The sequence below is a fragment of the Acetivibrio mesophilus genome, assembly GCF_004102745.1.
Lineage (GTDB): Bacteria > Bacillota > Clostridia > Acetivibrionales > Acetivibrionaceae > Hungateiclostridium > Hungateiclostridium mesophilum.
The window spans coordinates 1-17,956 of the sequence record NZ_RLII01000006.1; the positions used below are offsets into that span (position 1 = coordinate 1).

At 40.2% G+C, this 17,956-nt stretch carries 20 protein-coding genes; all 20 read left to right on the forward strand.

The genetic code is table 11. The annotated features are described in order from the left end of the window. Positions 1-149: 149 nt before the first annotated feature. The 20 genes from EFD62_RS06725 (at position 150) to EFD62_RS06820 (ending at position 17,895) form a co-directional block, all read left to right on the forward strand. Positions 150-587 carry a DUF4190 domain-containing protein gene (locus tag EFD62_RS06725; protein ID WP_128705893.1) on the forward strand — a complete coding sequence of 146 codons (438 nt, stop codon included), beginning with the start codon at positions 150-152 and terminating at the stop codon, positions 585-587. Positions 588-630: 43 nt separating this feature from the next. Then, positions 631-1,104, forward strand: a complete 474-nt coding sequence (locus EFD62_RS06730) for a DUF2752 domain-containing protein (RefSeq protein WP_069195630.1) — start codon at positions 631-633, stop codon at positions 1,102-1,104. A 96-nt stretch (positions 1,105-1,200) separates the two neighbouring features. Beyond that, positions 1,201-2,283 (forward strand): peptide chain release factor 1, encoded by a 1,083-nt coding sequence (gene prfA / locus EFD62_RS06735; RefSeq protein WP_069195631.1) that lies wholly within the window; start codon positions 1,201-1,203, stop codon positions 2,281-2,283. A gap of 67 nt (positions 2,284-2,350) precedes the next feature. Further along, the gene (locus tag EFD62_RS06740) at positions 2,351-3,091 is read left to right on the forward strand and encodes a ZIP family metal transporter (RefSeq protein ID WP_083225231.1); all 741 of its coding nucleotides are present in this window, start codon (positions 2,351-2,353) and stop codon (positions 3,089-3,091) included. Between the two features lie 68 nt (positions 3,092-3,159). After that, positions 3,160-4,215, forward strand: a complete 1,056-nt coding sequence (locus EFD62_RS06745) for an L-threonylcarbamoyladenylate synthase (RefSeq protein WP_069195633.1) — start codon at positions 3,160-3,162, stop codon at positions 4,213-4,215. A 71-nt stretch (positions 4,216-4,286) separates the two neighbouring features. Next, a complete protein-coding gene (locus EFD62_RS06750) occupies positions 4,287-4,790 on the forward strand; it encodes a low molecular weight protein arginine phosphatase (protein WP_069195634.1) in 504 nt (167 codons plus the stop codon). Positions 4,791-4,890: 100 nt separating this feature from the next. Further along, a complete protein-coding gene (gene rpiB / locus EFD62_RS06755) occupies positions 4,891-5,340 on the forward strand; it encodes a ribose 5-phosphate isomerase B (RefSeq protein ID WP_069195635.1) in 450 nt (149 codons plus the stop codon). Between the two features lie 15 nt (positions 5,341-5,355). Beyond that, a complete protein-coding gene (upp, locus tag EFD62_RS06760; protein WP_069195636.1) occupies positions 5,356-5,985 on the forward strand; it encodes a uracil phosphoribosyltransferase in 630 nt (209 codons plus the stop codon). 63 nt (positions 5,986-6,048) lie between these two features. After that, positions 6,049-6,504, forward strand: a complete 456-nt coding sequence (locus EFD62_RS06765) for a deoxycytidylate deaminase (protein WP_069195637.1) — start codon at positions 6,049-6,051, stop codon at positions 6,502-6,504. Positions 6,505-6,589: 85 nt separating this feature from the next. Further along, positions 6,590-7,729, forward strand: coding sequence for an MraY family glycosyltransferase (locus EFD62_RS06770; protein ID WP_069195638.1), 1,140 nt, complete (start codon positions 6,590-6,592; stop codon positions 7,727-7,729). Positions 7,730-7,748: 19 nt separating this feature from the next. After that, on the forward strand, positions 7,749-8,897 hold the full coding sequence (gene wecB, locus EFD62_RS06775; RefSeq protein ID WP_069195639.1) for a non-hydrolyzing UDP-N-acetylglucosamine 2-epimerase: 1,149 nt from the start codon (positions 7,749-7,751) through the stop codon (positions 8,895-8,897). A gap of 288 nt (positions 8,898-9,185) precedes the next feature. After that, a complete protein-coding gene (locus EFD62_RS06780; RefSeq protein ID WP_069195640.1) occupies positions 9,186-9,941 on the forward strand; it encodes a F0F1 ATP synthase subunit A in 756 nt (251 codons plus the stop codon). Positions 9,942-9,953: 12 nt separating this feature from the next. Continuing rightward, on the forward strand, positions 9,954-10,175 hold the full coding sequence (gene atpE / locus EFD62_RS06785) for an ATP synthase F0 subunit C (protein WP_069195641.1): 222 nt from the start codon (positions 9,954-9,956) through the stop codon (positions 10,173-10,175). 101 nt (positions 10,176-10,276) lie between these two features. Further along, positions 10,277-10,768 carry a F0F1 ATP synthase subunit B gene (gene atpF / locus EFD62_RS06790; protein ID WP_128705894.1) on the forward strand — a complete coding sequence of 164 codons (492 nt, stop codon included), beginning with the start codon at positions 10,277-10,279 and terminating at the stop codon, positions 10,766-10,768. Between the two features lie 57 nt (positions 10,769-10,825). Next, positions 10,826-11,359 carry a F0F1 ATP synthase subunit delta gene (locus EFD62_RS06795; RefSeq protein ID WP_235832588.1) on the forward strand — a complete coding sequence of 178 codons (534 nt, stop codon included), beginning with the start codon at positions 10,826-10,828 and terminating at the stop codon, positions 11,357-11,359. Between the two features lie 48 nt (positions 11,360-11,407). Then, positions 11,408-12,928, forward strand: a complete 1,521-nt coding sequence (gene atpA / locus EFD62_RS06800) for a F0F1 ATP synthase subunit alpha (RefSeq protein WP_128705895.1) — start codon at positions 11,408-11,410, stop codon at positions 12,926-12,928. Positions 12,929-12,960: 32 nt separating this feature from the next. Continuing rightward, positions 12,961-13,848 carry an ATP synthase F1 subunit gamma gene (atpG, locus tag EFD62_RS06805; protein ID WP_128705896.1) on the forward strand — a complete coding sequence of 296 codons (888 nt, stop codon included), beginning with the start codon at positions 12,961-12,963 and terminating at the stop codon, positions 13,846-13,848. A 64-nt stretch (positions 13,849-13,912) separates the two neighbouring features. Continuing rightward, on the forward strand, positions 13,913-15,307 hold the full coding sequence (gene atpD / locus EFD62_RS06810; RefSeq protein WP_069195646.1) for a F0F1 ATP synthase subunit beta: 1,395 nt from the start codon (positions 13,913-13,915) through the stop codon (positions 15,305-15,307). 11 nt (positions 15,308-15,318) lie between these two features. Continuing rightward, on the forward strand, positions 15,319-15,720 hold the full coding sequence (locus tag EFD62_RS06815) for a F0F1 ATP synthase subunit epsilon (RefSeq protein WP_069195647.1): 402 nt from the start codon (positions 15,319-15,321) through the stop codon (positions 15,718-15,720). Between the two features lie 420 nt (positions 15,721-16,140). After that, positions 16,141-17,895 carry a DUF2325 domain-containing protein gene (locus EFD62_RS06820; RefSeq protein ID WP_128705897.1) on the forward strand — a complete coding sequence of 585 codons (1,755 nt, stop codon included), beginning with the start codon at positions 16,141-16,143 and terminating at the stop codon, positions 17,893-17,895. Positions 17,896-17,956: the final 61 nt, after the last annotated feature.

The following is a 17,956-nucleotide window of genomic DNA, read 5'->3' on the forward strand; positions in this document are numbered from 1 at the left end:
TTGTTTGTGGTGAACTCAATTATATCAGAAAAAAGGGGGTCATTGTTTTTTTATATCAAAAAACTTTGAAACCGTTGATAAATAGCATATTCAATATATAACTAGTGTAATTTACTTTACACTAACTGCTAAAGAATGGGGGTATGTTAATGAGGAAATGTCCAAATTGTGGAAACACCAACAACGATTTTAATTCATTCTGCGAATGGTGCGGTGCACAGATTCCGGAAGGCAATTCAGAGTATTTTGAAGGAAGCAATGAAAATTTTGATTCAAACCCAAGTGCGAATATGAATGTGAATCCAAGCATGAACACAAATTATAGTTCAAGCTATAATTCGAATAGCGGAAGAAATACCCATTATACGGCTGATAGCGACAAAGCAGGTACTCAGGCGTTAATCTTCGGTCTATTGTCGATTTTTTGCTGTTCAATTGTTTTTGGACCTTTAGCTATAGTTTTTGGACCTTTAGCTATAATTAAAGGAAACGAGTCCAATAGCTCAATGGGAAACGCAGGGAAAATTCTGGGCATAATTGGTTTGGCTCTGTGGGCTATCAGTTTTGTAATAGGGATTATTAAATAATTAGATTTTATTTATCCATAAGAAAAATGGGGTAGTATATAAAATGTCCGTAAACTCTAATAACGGCAAAAATTTAAAGATATATTCATATAATAACAGGAATGATGTATTACTGATTTTATTCCTGTTTTTTGTTATTCTGTGCTCCTTTCTTTTGAAAGTCAGGGATAATTATACTTACTTACAACTTCCGGGTTTTGATTTCGAGATTCCGGGTACATGCCTTTTTAAAAACGCTACCGGTTATAATTGTCCTAGTTGTGGCATGACAAGAAGTTTTGTTTCTATAAGTCATTTTGATTTTGCAGATGCCCTCAGGTTTAACATGGCGGGTATCTTCGCGTATGCGTGGTGTATATTGGAGCTAATATACAGAGTTCTGAGGGTTTTGACAAAAAACAACTGGATTCTGCTAAAGCCTATAAGATATCTGATAAACGGAGTAATGGTAATAACGGTTATCTTTGCTCTGGTTAATTGGGAGATATTTAAATATATCCTGCCCGGCAAAACATAAGGGCATTAAAGAAAACATTTTTGTGTAGAATAAAACACGGATACATGGTATAATATGTGATTGTGAATTTAATAATGATGATGTAAGAGGTGCAATATGTTTGAGAAGTTTCAGGCGGCAGAAAATAGATATGATGAAATAAATCACAGATTAAGCGACCCAACTGTAATAGCAAATCAGGATGAATACAGGAAGCTTATGAAGGAACATGCGGAATTGGAATTGCTTGTAGCTAAATATGGTGAGTATAAAAAAGTAAATAAGGAAATTTCCGATGCCAAAGAAATGCTGAATGAAAAGCTGGATAAAGAATTTCGTGAAATGGTTGAAATGGAGCTTGATGAAGCGCAGGAAAAGCTAGAAGTTCTGAAGAAGGAAATGAAAATACTTCTTCTTCCGAAGGACCCCAATGACGAAAAAAGCGTTATTGTCGAAATCAGAGGCGGTGCGGGAGGCGAAGAGGCTGCGCTGTTTGCAGGGGATTTATTTAGAATGTATACCCGATATGCTGAGCGAAACAGGTGGAAAACAGAAATCCTTGATTCCAATCCTACGGAAATAGGTGGCTTTAAAGAGGTAGTGTTTTCCATTGATGGGAGTGGGGCATACAGCAGGTTGAAGTTTGAAAGCGGTGTTCACAGGGTACAGAGGATTCCATCTACGGAAGCCAACGGAAGGGTTCATACATCCACAGTTACGGTGGCGGTACTGCCGGAGGTTGAAGAAATTGATGTGGAAATAAACCCAAATGATTTGAGAATTGATACTTATAGAGCTTCCGGTGCCGGTGGACAGCATATTAATAAGACCGATTCGGCCATAAGAATAACCCACTTGCCTACGGGGTTGGTTGTCAGTTGCCAGGACCAGAGATCTCAGCATAAAAACAAGGACAAGGCAATGAGAGTGTTAAGGTCCAAGCTTTATGAGATTGCTCAGGAGCAGCAGAACAGCGAGATTGCTCAGGAGAGGAAGAGCCAAGTCGGTACTGGTGACAGAAGTGAGAGGATTAGAACGTACAATTATCCTCAGGGACGGGTAACTGACCATAGGATTGGACTTACCCTTTACAAGATAGAGGATATACTTGATGGTGATATTGATGAAATATTGGATGCGCTGATTACTACGGATCAGGCCGACAGACTCGGAAGCGGTGCTGATGACGGCGAGGATTAAGATAGTATAATAATTTGTCCCCCATGGGAATAGAATGTTAGTAAAAGAACAAAACTGGGGGATAATTGTGGATTATTTAATTAAAGTCACTTTGATAGGCCTTGTCTCAGGTATCACGGGAACTGGTATCGGAGGCTTAACGGCTTTTTTTGTTAAGGATGTGAACCGACGCTTTCTAAGCTTCATACTAGAATTCTCAGCAGGGCTGATGACGTCTGTCGTATGTTTCGAGCTTATTCCTGAGGCATTTACTTATGGGGGCAGGGGGTTGACCTTTGCGGGAGTTTTTGCCGGAGTGCTGACCATGCTTGCGGTGGAAGAGTTGATGATGCGTTACCAGAGGGCAAAGCCCAAGAAAAACAGCTCAAGTCTTCTTAGAACGGGCATATTGATGTCAGTGGGAATCGCTCTTCATAATTTTCCCGAGGGATTTGCTGTGGGTTCGGGCTTTGGCGCTTCAATAAGCTTAGGAGTCATGATAACCTCTGTCATCATGATACATGATATTCCCGAAGGGATTGCCATGGCAGTTCCAATGCGTGCGGGAGGCTTTAGCAGATCAAAGGCTTTTATCATTACTATGCTCTCTGGAGCTCCTATGGGGGTAGGTGCTTTGGCTGGAGCTCTTCTTGGAGGAATATCCCAAAAATTTATCGGTATTTGCCTCGGATTTGCAGCGGGAGCAATGCTTTATGTGGTATACGGAGAATTGGTGGTAGAGTCGAAAAGATTATATTTGGGCAGATTATCGTCAATAGGGAATGTTTTGGGGATTATTTGTGGTATAATAGTTACATTACTAAATTAAAAAAAGGATTATAGAAGGTTGGTTTTAATGCTTTTTTACAATAAAGAAGCACGGGTAGGAGTAGTAAAGTGAAAACAAAGATACTTAAGATACAATCAGATAATATTGATATTGAGAAAATAAAGTATGCTGCAGAGGTCTTAAGAGGGGGAGGCATTGTGGCTTTTCCCACCGAAACGGTTTATGGCCTTGGAGCGGACGCATTAAATGAAAATGCCGTAAAGAAGATTTTTGAAGCAAAAGGAAGGCCCTCGGACAATCCATTAATTGTTCATATAACGGGAAAGGAATCTGTTGGCGGACTGGCCATGGCAGTTTCCGAAAAAGCTCAAGTTTTAATGGACAGGTTCTGGCCGGGACCTCTTACCCTTGTTCTTGAAAAATCCGATAAAATACCCCCTGTTATTACAGCAGGGCTTTCTACTGTTGGGCTTAGGGCGCCGTCGCATCCCATAGCTCTTGCCCTGATAAGGGAGGCTGGTATTCCCATAGCTGCCCCCAGTGCCAATTTGTCGGGAAAGCCAAGCCCGACTACGTCAAAGCATGTGATAGATGATTTGAACGGCAGGGTAGACGTTATAATCGATGGCGGCAGTGCTGATATCGGTGTTGAGTCCACAGTTTTGGACGTTACCACCGACATGCCTGTAATTTTAAGGCCGGGAGGCGTGTCCTTTGAGCAACTGAGAGACGTTGTGGGAAATGTGTCAATAGATCCATCGTTAATGAAAAAGCCTTCGGAGGATCTTGTGCCTAGGGCACCGGGAATGAAATATACCCATTATTCTCCAAAAGCTGATGTGATTGTGGTCGAGGGAGAGCCCTTAAAGGTTGCGGAAAAGATAAACAGCCTTATTATGGAATATCAAAGCCAGAATATTCCTGTGGGCGTGCTGTCAACCAAGCAGACCAGGGAGCTTTACAAGGGTATACCTTCCATTACACTAGGTGACAGAATGGAGCCGGAGACGATAGCAGCCAACTTGTTTAAGGCTTTTAGGGATTTTGACGATATTGGTATTAAGGTTATACTTGCAGAAGCAATTAATAACGAAGGAATTGGACTGGCAGTGATGAACAGGATGAAAAAAGCTGCCGGATATAATATAATAAAGGCTACGTAGTGGATTGATATTTAGTAATCAAAAAAATTACATAAGATTATTGGAGTTGTAGACTGCAAAGGAGCCCAAATATGAAAAGAGTACTTTTTGTTTGTACCGGAAATACCTGCAGGAGCAGTATGGCAGAAGGCCTGTTTAATTATATAGTAGAGAACGATAAGGACGGAACTAAGGATTTTAAGGCATTTTCGGCGGGGCTCTCCGCTTTTGAAAATGATTGTGCCAATCCAAAGGCACAAAAGGTTTTAAAAGAACAATACAATGTGGATATTTCGTCTCACAAAGCTAGGAGAATTACAAAAAGTGATGTGGAGAGTGCCTATATAATACTGACGATGACCGAGGAACATAAGAATGCGGTTTTGAGAATGTTTCCCGGCGCGGCAGATAAAACCTATACGATTAAAGAATATGCCTATGAGGATGACGTGAGCAGTAACTCTATGAACCATCAGCGTAGATACGGGCATAATATGAATATTGGCGACCCTTACGGTTTTCCTGAAGAAGTGTACAAGGAATGTGCTAAGGAAATAAAGGACGCTTTGGATAGAATAATAATGAAGCTTAAATGACAATTACTTTTGTGCCTTAAGGCAAATACGGCTTTTTTGTCTTAAAACAATCTTTGACATGAGCATATTAATGCTATAAAATATATTCTTGGAGGATACTATGAAAATTGGAATTGGAAGCGATCACGGAGGTTACAATTTAAAAAGAGAAGTAATAGATTTTCTCAAAAAAAGAGATTATGAGGTTATAGACTTTGGAACATGCGGAAATGACTCGGTAGATTATCCGGATTATGGACTTAAGGTTGCGGAGGCTGTAAAAAGCGGAGATTGTGACAAGGGTATTGTAATATGCGGTACCGGACTTGGTATATCAATGTCTGCAAACAAAGTTCCGGGCATCAGAGCTGCTGTATGCACCAACAGCTACATGGCAAGAATGAGCAGGGAGCATAATGATGCCAATATACTGGCCTTAGGAGAACGGGTTGTCGGTCTTGACCTTGCCTTAGATATTGTTGATACTTGGTTGAAAGCTGAGTTTCAGGGCGGAAGGCATGCAGCCAGGGTTGGCAAGATTGGTGAAATTGAGAAAAAATACAGCAAATAGGAGAGATAAAAATATATGAATAATGTTTTTGTTATGGATCATCCGTTAATTCAACATAAGATATCATTATTGAGGGACAAAAATACCCAGACCAAGGAGTTTCGTGAATTGGTTTCCGAAATTTCTATGTTGATGGGGTTTGAAGTAACGAGAAATATGCCTCTTAAAGAAGTTGAGATTGAGACTCCTGTTGGTGTGGCCAGAACTAAGGTTATATCCGGTAAAAAGCTTGGTATTGTTCCGATTCTAAGAGCAGGATTGGGTATGGTTGACGGCATGTTGAAGCTTTTGCCTATGGCAAAAGTAGGACATATAGGTTTGTACAGGGATCCTGAGACTCTTCAGCCGGTGGAGTATTATTGCAAGCTTCCTTGTGATATAGTCGAAAGGGAAATTGTTGTGTTGGATCCTATGCTTGCAACCGGTGGTTCCGCATCTGCAGCAATTAAATATTTAAAGGAAAAAGGTGTAACCAGCATAAAGCTGATGTGCCTCATTGCATCTTTGGACGGAATTAAAAAAATAAATGACGAACATCCCGATGTGTTAATATATTGTGCTGCTGTAGACGATAAATTAAATGAACACGGATATATACTTCCGGGATTAGGAGATGCAGGGGACAGACTTTTTGGCACAAAATAAGACTTTTTGGCACAAAATAAGACTTTTTAGCATTAATCTTAGCATTAATCGGGGGGAAAGCTTATGAGACCATCCTGGGATGAATATTTTATGGAAATAGTTGAACTTATAAAAACCAGGTCTACATGCCTAAGGCGTCAAGTAGGTGCCTTGATTGTCAAGGATAAGAGAATTCTTGCAACAGGTTATAACGGAGCACCGATGGGCTGCAAACACTGTAGTGAGGTTGGTTGTCTGAGGGATAAGCTCAAGGTGCCCTCCGGACAGAGACACGAGCTTTGTAGGGCTATACACGCGGAGCAGAATGCAATTGTTCAGGCGGCATACTCCGGTACAAGTGTGAAGGGCGGTACACTGTATGTGACAAACCAGCCATGTATATTGTGTGCTAAAATGGCTATAAATGCGGGAATAACAAAGATTGTATTTAAAGGTGATTATCCGGACGAACTGTCCATGGAAATATTGAAAGAAGCCGGTATCAGAGTTGTGAAATTCGATGCCGGTTCTAAGGTTTAGTATTGATTTTGAAAAATAGACATAACTTAAGATAAATTTTATATACAAAAGATTAAGGCTACTAATAAAGAAGAAGGTGTTGGTTGTGGTTTATGAATATATCATATTCTTTGCACTGGCGTTTATCGTAGCGTTTTCTTCTACACCGATTGCTAAAAAAATAGCATTTAGTATAGGAGCTGTCGATGTACCCAAAGATGCAAGGAGGATGCATAAAAAGCCTGTTGCTAGACTTGGTGGATTAGCTATATTCACTGGGTTTATTGTATCTTTATTGTTTGGAATGTTAAGTACATATCTGAATATGAAGGGAATTATACCTAACAGACAGCTTTTGGGAATGCTTATTGGTGCTTTTATTATAGTTGCTATCGGTATTGTTGATGATATAAAACAGCTCGGACCTAGATTCAAACTGATCTTTCAGATAATAGCTGCTCTTTCGGTTGTATTTATATCGGATATTAGAATTGTAAATATTACAAATCCTTTTGCAGAGGGAGGAACGACCCAGTTTAACGATTTCGTTTCCTATCCCCTCACCATTATGTGGATAGTAGGTGTAACCAATGCAATCAATTTGATTGACGGGCTCGACGGTCTTGCAGCGGGGATATCTTCTATATCATATCTTTCTTTATTCTTTGTTTCGCTTATTACAGGTGATGTGGGAAGTGCAATGATTACCGTGATACTGGCCGGTTCTACCTTGGGATTTTTGCCGTATAATTTTAATCCTGCGAAGATATTTATGGGGGATACCGGTGCTACATTTTTGGGATTCACACTGGCGGTTATTTCCATACAAGGCATGCTTAAATCCTATGCAGCTCTTTCGATTGCTGTTCCGTTGCTGGTGCTGGGACTTCCACTGTTTGACACGATATCTACCATATTCCGTAGGGCTTTAAACAGAAAGCCTATTATGCAGCCAGACAGGGGACATTTGCACCACAAGCTTATAGATATGGGATACAGTCAAAGGCAGACGGTGCTGGTTATGTATTCGCTAAGCGGAGCATTGGGATTAAGTGCTATAGTGCTGGCAGATAAAGGCTTTGTCAGTGCCATTATACTTGTAATAACCGTTGCGGCATTTGTAATCGGCGGGTCAAGATATATGCTGGAGATGGATGATGTAGAAATACCTGAAAAATACAAACCAACTGAAGAGTTGGTAAGTCCAGTTATCAATGAAATGAAAGACTTGGAAAATCAGCAGTAGGCAGCGAGGAGAATAAAAATTGGAGAAACTGAAGGTAATGACTGTTTTTGGAACCAGGCCTGAAGCCATAAAAATGGCACCTTTAGTCAATGAGTTAAAGAAGTGCAGTCAAATTGAGACTATTGTTTGTGTTACGGCACAGCACAGGCAAATGCTTGATCAGGTGCTGGGAATGTTTAATATAGACGCGGATTATGATCTGGATATAATGAAGGATCAACAGACATTAATAGATATAACCACGAGGGCGCTGGAACGCTTAAGCATTATTCTTGATGAAGCTAAGCCCGATATAGTATTGGTTCATGGAGATACCACTACCACCTTTGTGGGAAGTTTAGCTGCATTCTACAAAAAGATTAGCGTGGGACATGTGGAAGCTGGGCTTCGTACTTATGACAAATACTTCCCATATCCCGAGGAAATAAATAGACGTCTTACGGGAGTGATATCCGATCTGCATTTTGCGCCGACTATGACCAACAGGGATAATCTTGTCCGGGAGGGCGTAGACGAAAGCAAAATATATATAACCGGTAATACTGTAATTGATGCCATAAAGACTACTGTGGTGGAGGATTATAGTTTTGCAGATGACAGCCTTAAAAAGCTGGATTTAGAAAAGAGGATTATAACCGTTACGGCCCATAGAAGGGAAAACCTTGGCGAGCCTCTGTACAACATTTGCGAGACCCTAAAATATATAGCCGACAGCTATGATGATATACAGATAGTATACCCTGTTCACCTAAATCCTGCAGTGCAGGAGGTGGCGAGGAAGATTCTCGGTGACCATGAGAGGGTTCATCTAATTAACCCTCTGGATGTTCAGGATATGCATAATTTGATGGCAAGGTCCCATCTTATTATGACGGACTCCGGAGGCCTCCAGGAAGAGGCACCATCCCTGGGTAAACCTGTCTTGGTATTAAGGAACGAGACAGAAAGACCGGAGGCAGTGAAAGCCGGTACGGTTAAGCTGGCGGGAACCGAAAGAGAAAATATTATACGTTTGACGAAGGAACTCTTAGATGACGACAGGGAATACGACAAGATGGCAAAAGCAGTTAATCCCTATGGAGACGGTTTTGCTTCCGAAAGAATCGTTAAGGCGCTCTTATTTGAGTTTGGATTGTCAAAAACAAAGCCTGAGGGATTTAGTGTATAAATATAAACTATAGAGGTAAAAAATAGATTAAATTTGTTTAAAATAGCTATTGAATAGTAAATAACTCTGTGGTAATATCTTTTTAAACATTGAAGAGATTGTTATATAATTACAGTTGAATATATTTATGTATATTTGAGAGTTTTGCCGAAGATGCCGAAACTATGAGGTGTTCGGCCTTTTTTAATATGTTTTTCCGTATTATTTATATTATTAAAGGTAAAATGTGACGATAATAACTGTAGTAAAAAACACATATAACTACTTTGAATAAGAAGGCGAATGAAGATGGAAGGTTTCGGAAGCGAATTACAGAGATTAATAAAGCCAAATAAGGTGTTTGACATTTCTATTTTTGGCTTTGACATGTCAATTACCGATTCTGTAGTCATGATGTGGATTGTGATGGCTGCACTTATAATCTTTTCTCTTGTCTTTACAAGAAAGCTTAAAACAATCCCCGAGGGTAAGCAAAATGTAGTTGAGGTTCTTGTGGAATTTGTGTACAATTTTGCGAAGGATTCCATGGGACACAATGGGAAGCTGTTTGCCCCGTATATAGGCACTGTTTTAATGTTTTTGGTTATTTCCAATATGGCAGCTGTTTTTAATGTCATACCTTCTAGTGAAGATATTTATCACTGGACTGGAATTGAATTTTTTAAGGATTTGAATTTTGCCATAAGGCCGCCTACAAAGGATGTGAACGTAACATTGACATTGGCATTGATGTCAATGGTTGCGGTGGCTTTGGCCGGAATAAAAGTAAGAAAGGTGTCGGGTTGGTTAAAGAGCTTTATAGAGCCTGTACCCCTGATGTTGCCTTTTAAGATACTTGACTATGTGATAAGACCTGTATCACTGTGCTTTCGTATGTTTGGAAATGTCCTTGGGGCTGTAATTATCATGGAGCTTGTGTATTTTGCATTCCCGGCTATTTTACCGGCGTTTTTAAGTATATATTTTGATTTGTTTGACGGTATCTTGCAGGCGTATGTTTTTGTATTTCTGACTTCGATTTATATAGGTGAGGCGATTGAATAAGGAGGTGATTATATGGCAGGAATAGTAGCAATTGCGGCGAGTATATGTGTGCTCACAGGAGTAGCTGCGGGAATAGGCATCAGCGTAGCAACATCCAAGGCGGTAGATGCTGTGGCAAGGCAGCCTGAGGCTGCAGACAAGATAAGAAATATCGTAGTTTTGGGTGCGGCGCTGGCAGAAGCAACTGCAATATACGGATTTGTAATAGCGCTGTTGATGGTTTTGCTGAAATAGGAAATGTTAGTAGAAGGCAAGTAGTAAAAGATGTGTAGAAGATAAAATGCTGCAAGAGAGAAACAGTCTCTTGCAGCAAAGAAAGAGAGGTGCTATTGCCAATGATTTCGGAGTTTATAAGCATTCCAACGTTTATTTATACTGCAATAAATCTCGTTATACTTTATTTGATATTAAAAAAGCTTCTCTTTAAGCCGGTATCGGAGTTTATGGAGAATAGGAAGAACTCAATTATAGAATCAATGGAAAATGCGGAAAGGGAAAAATCCGAGGCTTTGGAGCTTAAGGACAAATATGAGAGCCAACTGAAAGAGGCATATGCTCAGGCTCAAAAGATACTTAAAGAAGCAGAGGAAAAAGCACAGCAGGAATATGAAAAAATAGTTCAGGATGCCAAAAATGAAGCTGAAGCTTTAAAAATAAAAGCAAAAGAAGAAATTGAACTCGAAAAAAATGAAGCGCTTAAGGAAATCAGAAATGAAGTGGTGAGCCTTGCATTAGAGGCAGCATCAAAGGTTTTGGAAGCTAATATGGATACTGAAGAGAATAGGAAGCTGGTAAGCAAATTTATTGATGAGCAGGGCGTGGCATAAGCGATATAAAGACTCTTGACGAGAGCAAAAGTGTGCTTCGCAAGGAAGGTGAAAATAATGCAGTTGGTCAATACCAGGTATGCTGAGGCATTAATAGATGTAACGGAAGAGAAGAATTCAACCAATGAGGTTTTGAATGACTTCGCCACAATCTTAAAGTTGTTTGAGGAAAATCCGGAATTTTACTCCTTTTTACTTAATCCGCAGGTGCTGATTGAGACTAAAAAAAAGGCGATGCAAAACGTATTTGGAGGCCGGATTGAAGAAGAACTCCTGAATTTATTGATGCTGCTTTTGGACAAAGGCAGGCTGAAAAATATTAGGAGTATAATGGATGAATATTCGAGAATGGCGGATGAAAGAAAAGACATATTGAGGATGAAAATAATTTCTGCGTTTCCTCTGGAGGATATGCAGATTGATAAGATAAAAGAAAAGTATAGGAAGCTTTACAACAAGACTGATGTCAAAGCCAAATTCGTCCTTGACGAATCTCTAATTGGCGGAATCAGGATACAGATAGGCGATAAGATTATTGATGATTCGATAAAGGCAAGACTTATGAGTTTAAAAGAAATAATGTTGAAATAAAAGATGCTCAAATAAAATGAAAAGCTTTTTGGCTTGGGGTGATGAACAATGGTATTAAGACCTGAAGAGGTAAGCTCGATAATAAAACAACAAATAGATAATTATGGAAACAAATCCCATGTCGAGGATGTGGGCTATGTGTTGCAGGCCGGGGACGGCATTGCAAGGGTATATGGGCTCAATAATTGCATGTCTGGCGAACTTCTGGAGTTTGAAAACGGTATATTCGGCATGGCGATGAACCTTGAGGGGGATAACATAGGCTGTGTGCTGTTTCGTGGAGAAAGACAGATAAAAGAGGGTTCATACGTAAAGAGGACGGGAAAGACTGTTGAAGTTCCTGTAGGAAATGCTCTTATCGGAAGAATAATTGACCCTCTTGGAATGCCACTGGACGGCAAAGGTAAAATTGAGGCTAAAAAATATCGACCTATAGAGAATGCAGCTCCATCAGTAATGGACAGAAAATCGGTAAATAGACCTCTTCAGACAGGAATTATGGCAATTGATGCAATGGTTCCCATAGGTAGAGGACAAAGGGAACTTATAATTGGGGACAGACAGACCGGTAAGACTGCTATTGCCGTAGATACAATACTTAATCAAAAGGGTAAGGATGTCATATGTATTTATGTTGCTATAGGTCAAAAGGCTTCTACGGTTGCAGAAGTGGTGAGTACTCTCGAGGAGGCAGGAGCCATGGAATATACGGTGGTGGTATCATCTACAGCCAGTGAGATGCCCACATTGCAGTATATAGCTCCCTATGCCGGCTGTTCTATTGCGGAAGAATTTATGTATAATGAACATAAGGATGTACTGATAGTATATGACGACTTGTCCAAGCATGCAGTTGCATATAGGGCTATGTCCTTGCTTTTGAGAAGGCCGCCGGGAAGAGAGGCCTATCCGGGGGATGTATTCTATCTTCATTCGAGACTGCTTGAGAGGGCAGCACAGCTGAGTGACGAGCTGGGGGGCGGATCAATAACCGCTTTGCCTATAATTGAGACTCAGGTGGGAGATGTTTCGGCATATATTCCGACTAATGTAATATCTATAACCGACGGTCAGATATATCTCGAGACGGAGCTGTTCTATTCGGGGCAGAGACCTGCGGTAAATGTGGGGCTCTCGGTTTCGAGAGTGGGTGGTGCAGCACAGAACAAGGCTATGAAAAAGGTGGCAGGAGCACTGAGAATCAACCTTGCCCAATACAGAGAGCTGGCTGTATTTGCGCAGTTTGGATCTGACCTTGACAGGGCCACAAAAGATAAGCTCATACAAGGGGAAAGGCTTGTGGAGAGCTTAAAACAGTCAAGGCGCGCAACTATGCCGGTGGAAGATCAGGTAATAGTGCTTTTTATAGCTACAAATAAATATCTTATGGATTTACAGGTGAAGGAAGTCAGGAATTTTAACAAGGATTTTGTGAAGTTTGTAAACAGCAATTATCCCGATGTGATTAATGCGATAAGGAATACGGGAGAACTCAGCGAGGAAGCCGAGAGTATGCTCAGGAAAGCCGCAGAGGAATTTAAGGCACAGTATTCCAGAACAAAGCAATAAGTGGATTTTAAATATAGGGACGGTGATTTAAGATGGCTCATATAAACGAAGTAAAGCTCAGAATGAAGAGCGTTAAGGAGACCAAACAGATTACAAATGCAATGAGACTTATATCGGCAGCCAAGCTTAAAAAAGCCAAGAGGCAGCTGGAACAGTCAAGTCCCTACTTTGAAAAGGTTAGATCCACTATGGCGGATATTCTTTTGAGAAGCGGGAAAATAGAAAACAAGTACTTCTATGTCAGAGACGAAAAGGAAGACAAGAAAAAGGTTTACATTGTTATTACCGGAGATAAAGGCTTTGCCGGAGGGTATAACCACAACATAATTAAATTTGCAGAAGAGCATCTTAAACAAGACAAAGAGGCTTTGCTATTCATTGCCGGAAACGTAGGAAGAGACTATTTTGCAAAGAATAAGTACAATGTAAATATGGAGTTTGACTATCCGGTTCAAAACCCCAGTATATATATGGCTAGGGAAATAACAGATATTATCCTGGGGCTTTTTGGCGATGGTGTTTTTGATGAAATATATATAATTTATACCCATATGTTTTCCAGCATGAAGATGGAACCGAAGATTATGAAGCTGCTGCCTTTGGAATTGGATGCCTTGAAGGAAAAACTTCAAATTGATGAAAATAGCAGCAGGATAGTTGATGACAGCATGGAATATGAACCGGACCCTAAGTTTGTATTTGACATATTGGTTAAAAAATATGTTAAAGGAATAATATACGGAACCTTTGTAGAATCCTTTACAAGTGAACAGAGCTCAAGGATGACTGCAATGGATAATGCGACTTCCAATGCAAATGATATGCTAAAAAAGCTGGATCTTTCATACAACAGGGCAAGACAGTCAAAAATAACACAGGATATTACGGAAATCGTAGGCGGAGCAGAGGCCTTAAAATAGGAAAAGTGATTAAAATTGATAAATTTGACCTGCATTAGAATAGGAACGAATGGAGTGAAGCAAAATGGCGGCCGGGAGCATAGGCACAGTGGTACAGATAGTGGGACCTGTTATAGATATAAGATTTGAGAGGGGAAATCTTCCTTCGATATACAATGCAATAAAAATCGATGGGGATGGCGCCAACGTGGTTGCTGAAGTGATGCAGTATACGGGAAATGATACAGTAAGGTGCGTATCAATGACCTCAACAGACGGCCTGAAAAGAGGTATGAAGGCTGTTGATACCGGGGATCCGATAAAGGTTCCAGTGGGCAAAGAGGTTTTGGGAAGAGTATTTAACGTGATGGGAGAGCCTGTTGACAGCAAGGGAGAAGTAAAAACGGACAAATATCTTCCGATTCATAGAGAGGCACCCGGTTTTCAGGATCAGAAACCGGTAACGGAGATTTTGGAGACAGGAATAAAGGTAATCGATCTTCTTGCTCCCTATGCCAAGGGTGGAAAAATAGGCTTGTTTGGCGGTGCAGGAGTCGGTAAAACAGTACTTATTATGGAGCTTATAAGAAACATTGCAACAGAGCATGGCGGATATTCCGTATTTACTGGGGTTGGAGAAAGATCAAGGGAAGGTAATGACCTTTGGAATGAGATGAATGAATCCGGTGTTATTGAAAAAACTGCTCTGGTGTTCGGACAGATGAATGAGCCCCCGGGTTCAAGAATGAGGGTGGGCCTTTCGGGACTTACCATGGCAGAATATTTTAGAGATGAGCTAGGTCAGGATGTGCTTCTTTTCATTGACAATATATTCAGGTTTATTCAAGCGGGCTCTGAAGTATCGGCTCTTTTGGGAAGGATTCCGTCTGCTGTGGGATACCAGCCAACTTTGGCTACGGACATGGGAGCTCTTCAGGAGAGAATAACCTCTACCAAAAAGGGATCAATTACCTCCGTACAGGCGGTTTATGTGCCGGCAGATGACCTGACAGACCCTGCTCCGGCGACAACCTTTACCCACCTTGATGCCACTACTGTACTATCAAGGCATATTGTTGAACAGGGAATTTACCCTGCCGTTGACCCTCTTGATTCTAGCTCAAGGGTACTGGACCGCAGAATTGTCGGCAATGAGCACTATACGGTTGCAAGAAAGGTACAGGAGATTTTGCAGAGGTACAAGGAGCTTCAGGACATAATTGCGATACTTGGGCTTGATGAACTGTCGGAAGAAGACAAACTAATAGTATTTAGAGCAAGAAAGATACAGAGGTTTCTCTCACAGCCGTTCTTTGTGGCGGAAACCTATACAGGATATAAGGGGAAATTTGTACGGATAAAGGACACCATAAGGGGCTTTAAGGAGATCATTGAAGGTAGAATGGACGATATTCCCGAGGCGGCGTTCTATATGGCCGGAACCATTGATGAAGTTTACGAAAGAGCAAAGGAAATGTAGGGGGTGCTATTTTGTCATCAACATTTTATGTAGAAATTCTGACACCTGAAAGAAAGTTTTTCTGGGGTGATGTTGAGACCATCATTGTCAAAACCCCTACAGGAGAGATGGGGATATTGAAAGGTCATATCCCTACTGTTGTAGTAATTGACATTGGCTCAATAAAAATCAAAAAGAACGGCAAATGGTTTGAAGCTGTCCTAAGTGAAGGATTTATGGAAGTAAAACAGGATCAGGCAATCATCCTTGTGGATACTGCAGAATGGCCCGACGAAATAGATATAAATAGGGCAAAAGCTGCAAAGGCAAGGGCAGAAGAGAGACTCCAAAGGCAAAGAAGTGAAACGGAGTATATCCAATCCAAGGCAGCCCTGGCAAGGGCTATGGCACGGCTTAAGGTCAAAGGCAAATAACCTCTATGATATTCAAGTAATAATCTTTATTTCTATTCTTTTCTATATTTTCTTAAAAGAGCAAGGGTTTTTTACCTTGCTTCGGTTAATTATTCACATTTCAGTCAATAATATCTTTGTACCCATTCGAAGTTTTTACCAAGAGAGCTTAGCTTACAGCTTCTATAAGCGGGAAATATATTTAATGGTGATAATGATGTAACTAATGCGAATTGAGGCATAAACTATATAGAATGAAAGACTTCGGAAGTAAATAGCATATTACTAGGGATAAAAAATTAGCTTGAAACTAAAATGAAAACGATGTAACATCTATATAGTTGTTGAGGTAATATGTGGAACAAAACAACAACATATCATATAATGGCAGATACTGTGAATTTTTAAAGATAAGTTAGAGGATATGAAAGGTGGATATATATGGAGGGTGCAAGACTTTTTGACGCTAAAACTTTTAAGGAGATAATGGAGCATAATATGTATATAGACAGCTCGATTAGGGATAAGATAAAAAGCAATCTGGAATCATTACTTAATGTGCGACTTATAGAAGTAGATGTAGATGCTGGAGATAATGAGCGAATAGATGTTATTGCCATGGGCAGTGAGAATAACCCCTTGATTGTATTATTTCAGACAGTGAAAAGCGAAAGCGTGGCAGCAAAAGCTGTATTTTATCTGGATTGGCTAATAAACCATAAGAGCCTGTTTAACAAACTGGCACAAAAAGCCATGCCCAATATAAATATTGACAGTATAGATTGGCCAAAAGCAGGGCTATTGTGCATTGGAGGAGACTTCACCAAGTATGATCAATACATAGTATCGCATATTGACCGGAATATTGAATTGATTCGATGTAAAAAATATGATAGGGATATTCTCATCATAGAGACAGTTTACAAACCGGCAGGGGCAAAGCTCAGCAGACCAATAGCTGCATCTTTGGAAGCTACTGTTCCCAATGTTGAACAGAATAGAGCAAAAAGATATACAAAGATAAGCCCGACCCCAAGGATCGGTTATTGCCAGATACAGGACGGCAAGCACTATGCGGTATTTCCCGGCAAGGAAAAATGCGAGATATTTGAAATACCGATTTCGATATATCTAGCTCAAAATCAGTTCGTGCTGGTTGATGAATACAACCGATTCCAGTACGCTTTTCCCTATTGGTTAAATGACAATGAGATGTTAAGCTCAAATATTGCAAGCTTTGCAGTGGTTTCGCTGAAGGATTCGAGCATTTTTATTGACAGAGGCGATAACGTGTTGTTGAAGTTAAATAATATTCCCTCCAGTGTTCAACTGCGGGATAAAAACATTGTATCTGTTGATAGTCAGAACAACTTTTTGAGATTCTACAAGCAGGTAAGACACAATGCGGATAGTTTTATGATGTCGGCAAAAGCCAAGGGGCATACCCTGGCCTTTGTGCTTAAAATTTTGGATGATGGAGTTCTACTTCGGGATATTGAAACCGGAAAGGAATTTTTCAGGGACATGGATACTGAGGGCATAACCTTTAAGGAGCAGCAAATTCTATGCCTTCATGAGGGCAACATAGTTCACACTTTAACTTCATGCAAGTTTTATACTTTATCTTCATTTTATGACAGATTTGAATATGGTACTGTAGAAATAAAAGAAGGCCTGACTTTTCTTAAAAAGCTATCAGGCGAGATTGTGATGATAAATGATGCACCGGACTATTTAAGACCTGGTCAGGTAGCCTATGTAGACGAAAATAATAATTTCTGTGGGATAGAAGATGACGGGGACGGTCTAGAGGTTGATGCTGTAAAGAGGAATGTTTCCAATATCAGTACCTTTAAGAGAGTAAGTAAAAAGGAAAGAATTGAGGTAACCAAGCAGGTTTTGATTCTTGGAAATAAAGCTTACGAAAACTCCTACAAATTATGCCTTCTAAAGTTTGGCTATAAGACAGAAGTTCTCGAAGGCTTTGAACCGTGGGCAAAAATCAGTAATGAGCTGAGAGATACCGACGTTGTAGTGGTAGTAACTTCCCATATATCCCATGACAATATGTGGAGAGTAAAGAAAGAGATAACCGATATCCCTGTTGTCTATTCGGAATTTGATGGTGCAAATAGAATATTAGAACAGGTCCTTGCGGCAGAGAACATCAGCAAAGAAGTTCGTACGGCAAGATAGAAATACGCATAGAATCAATATTAAATATATACTGTAATTAGCCGATAAATAATATGACATA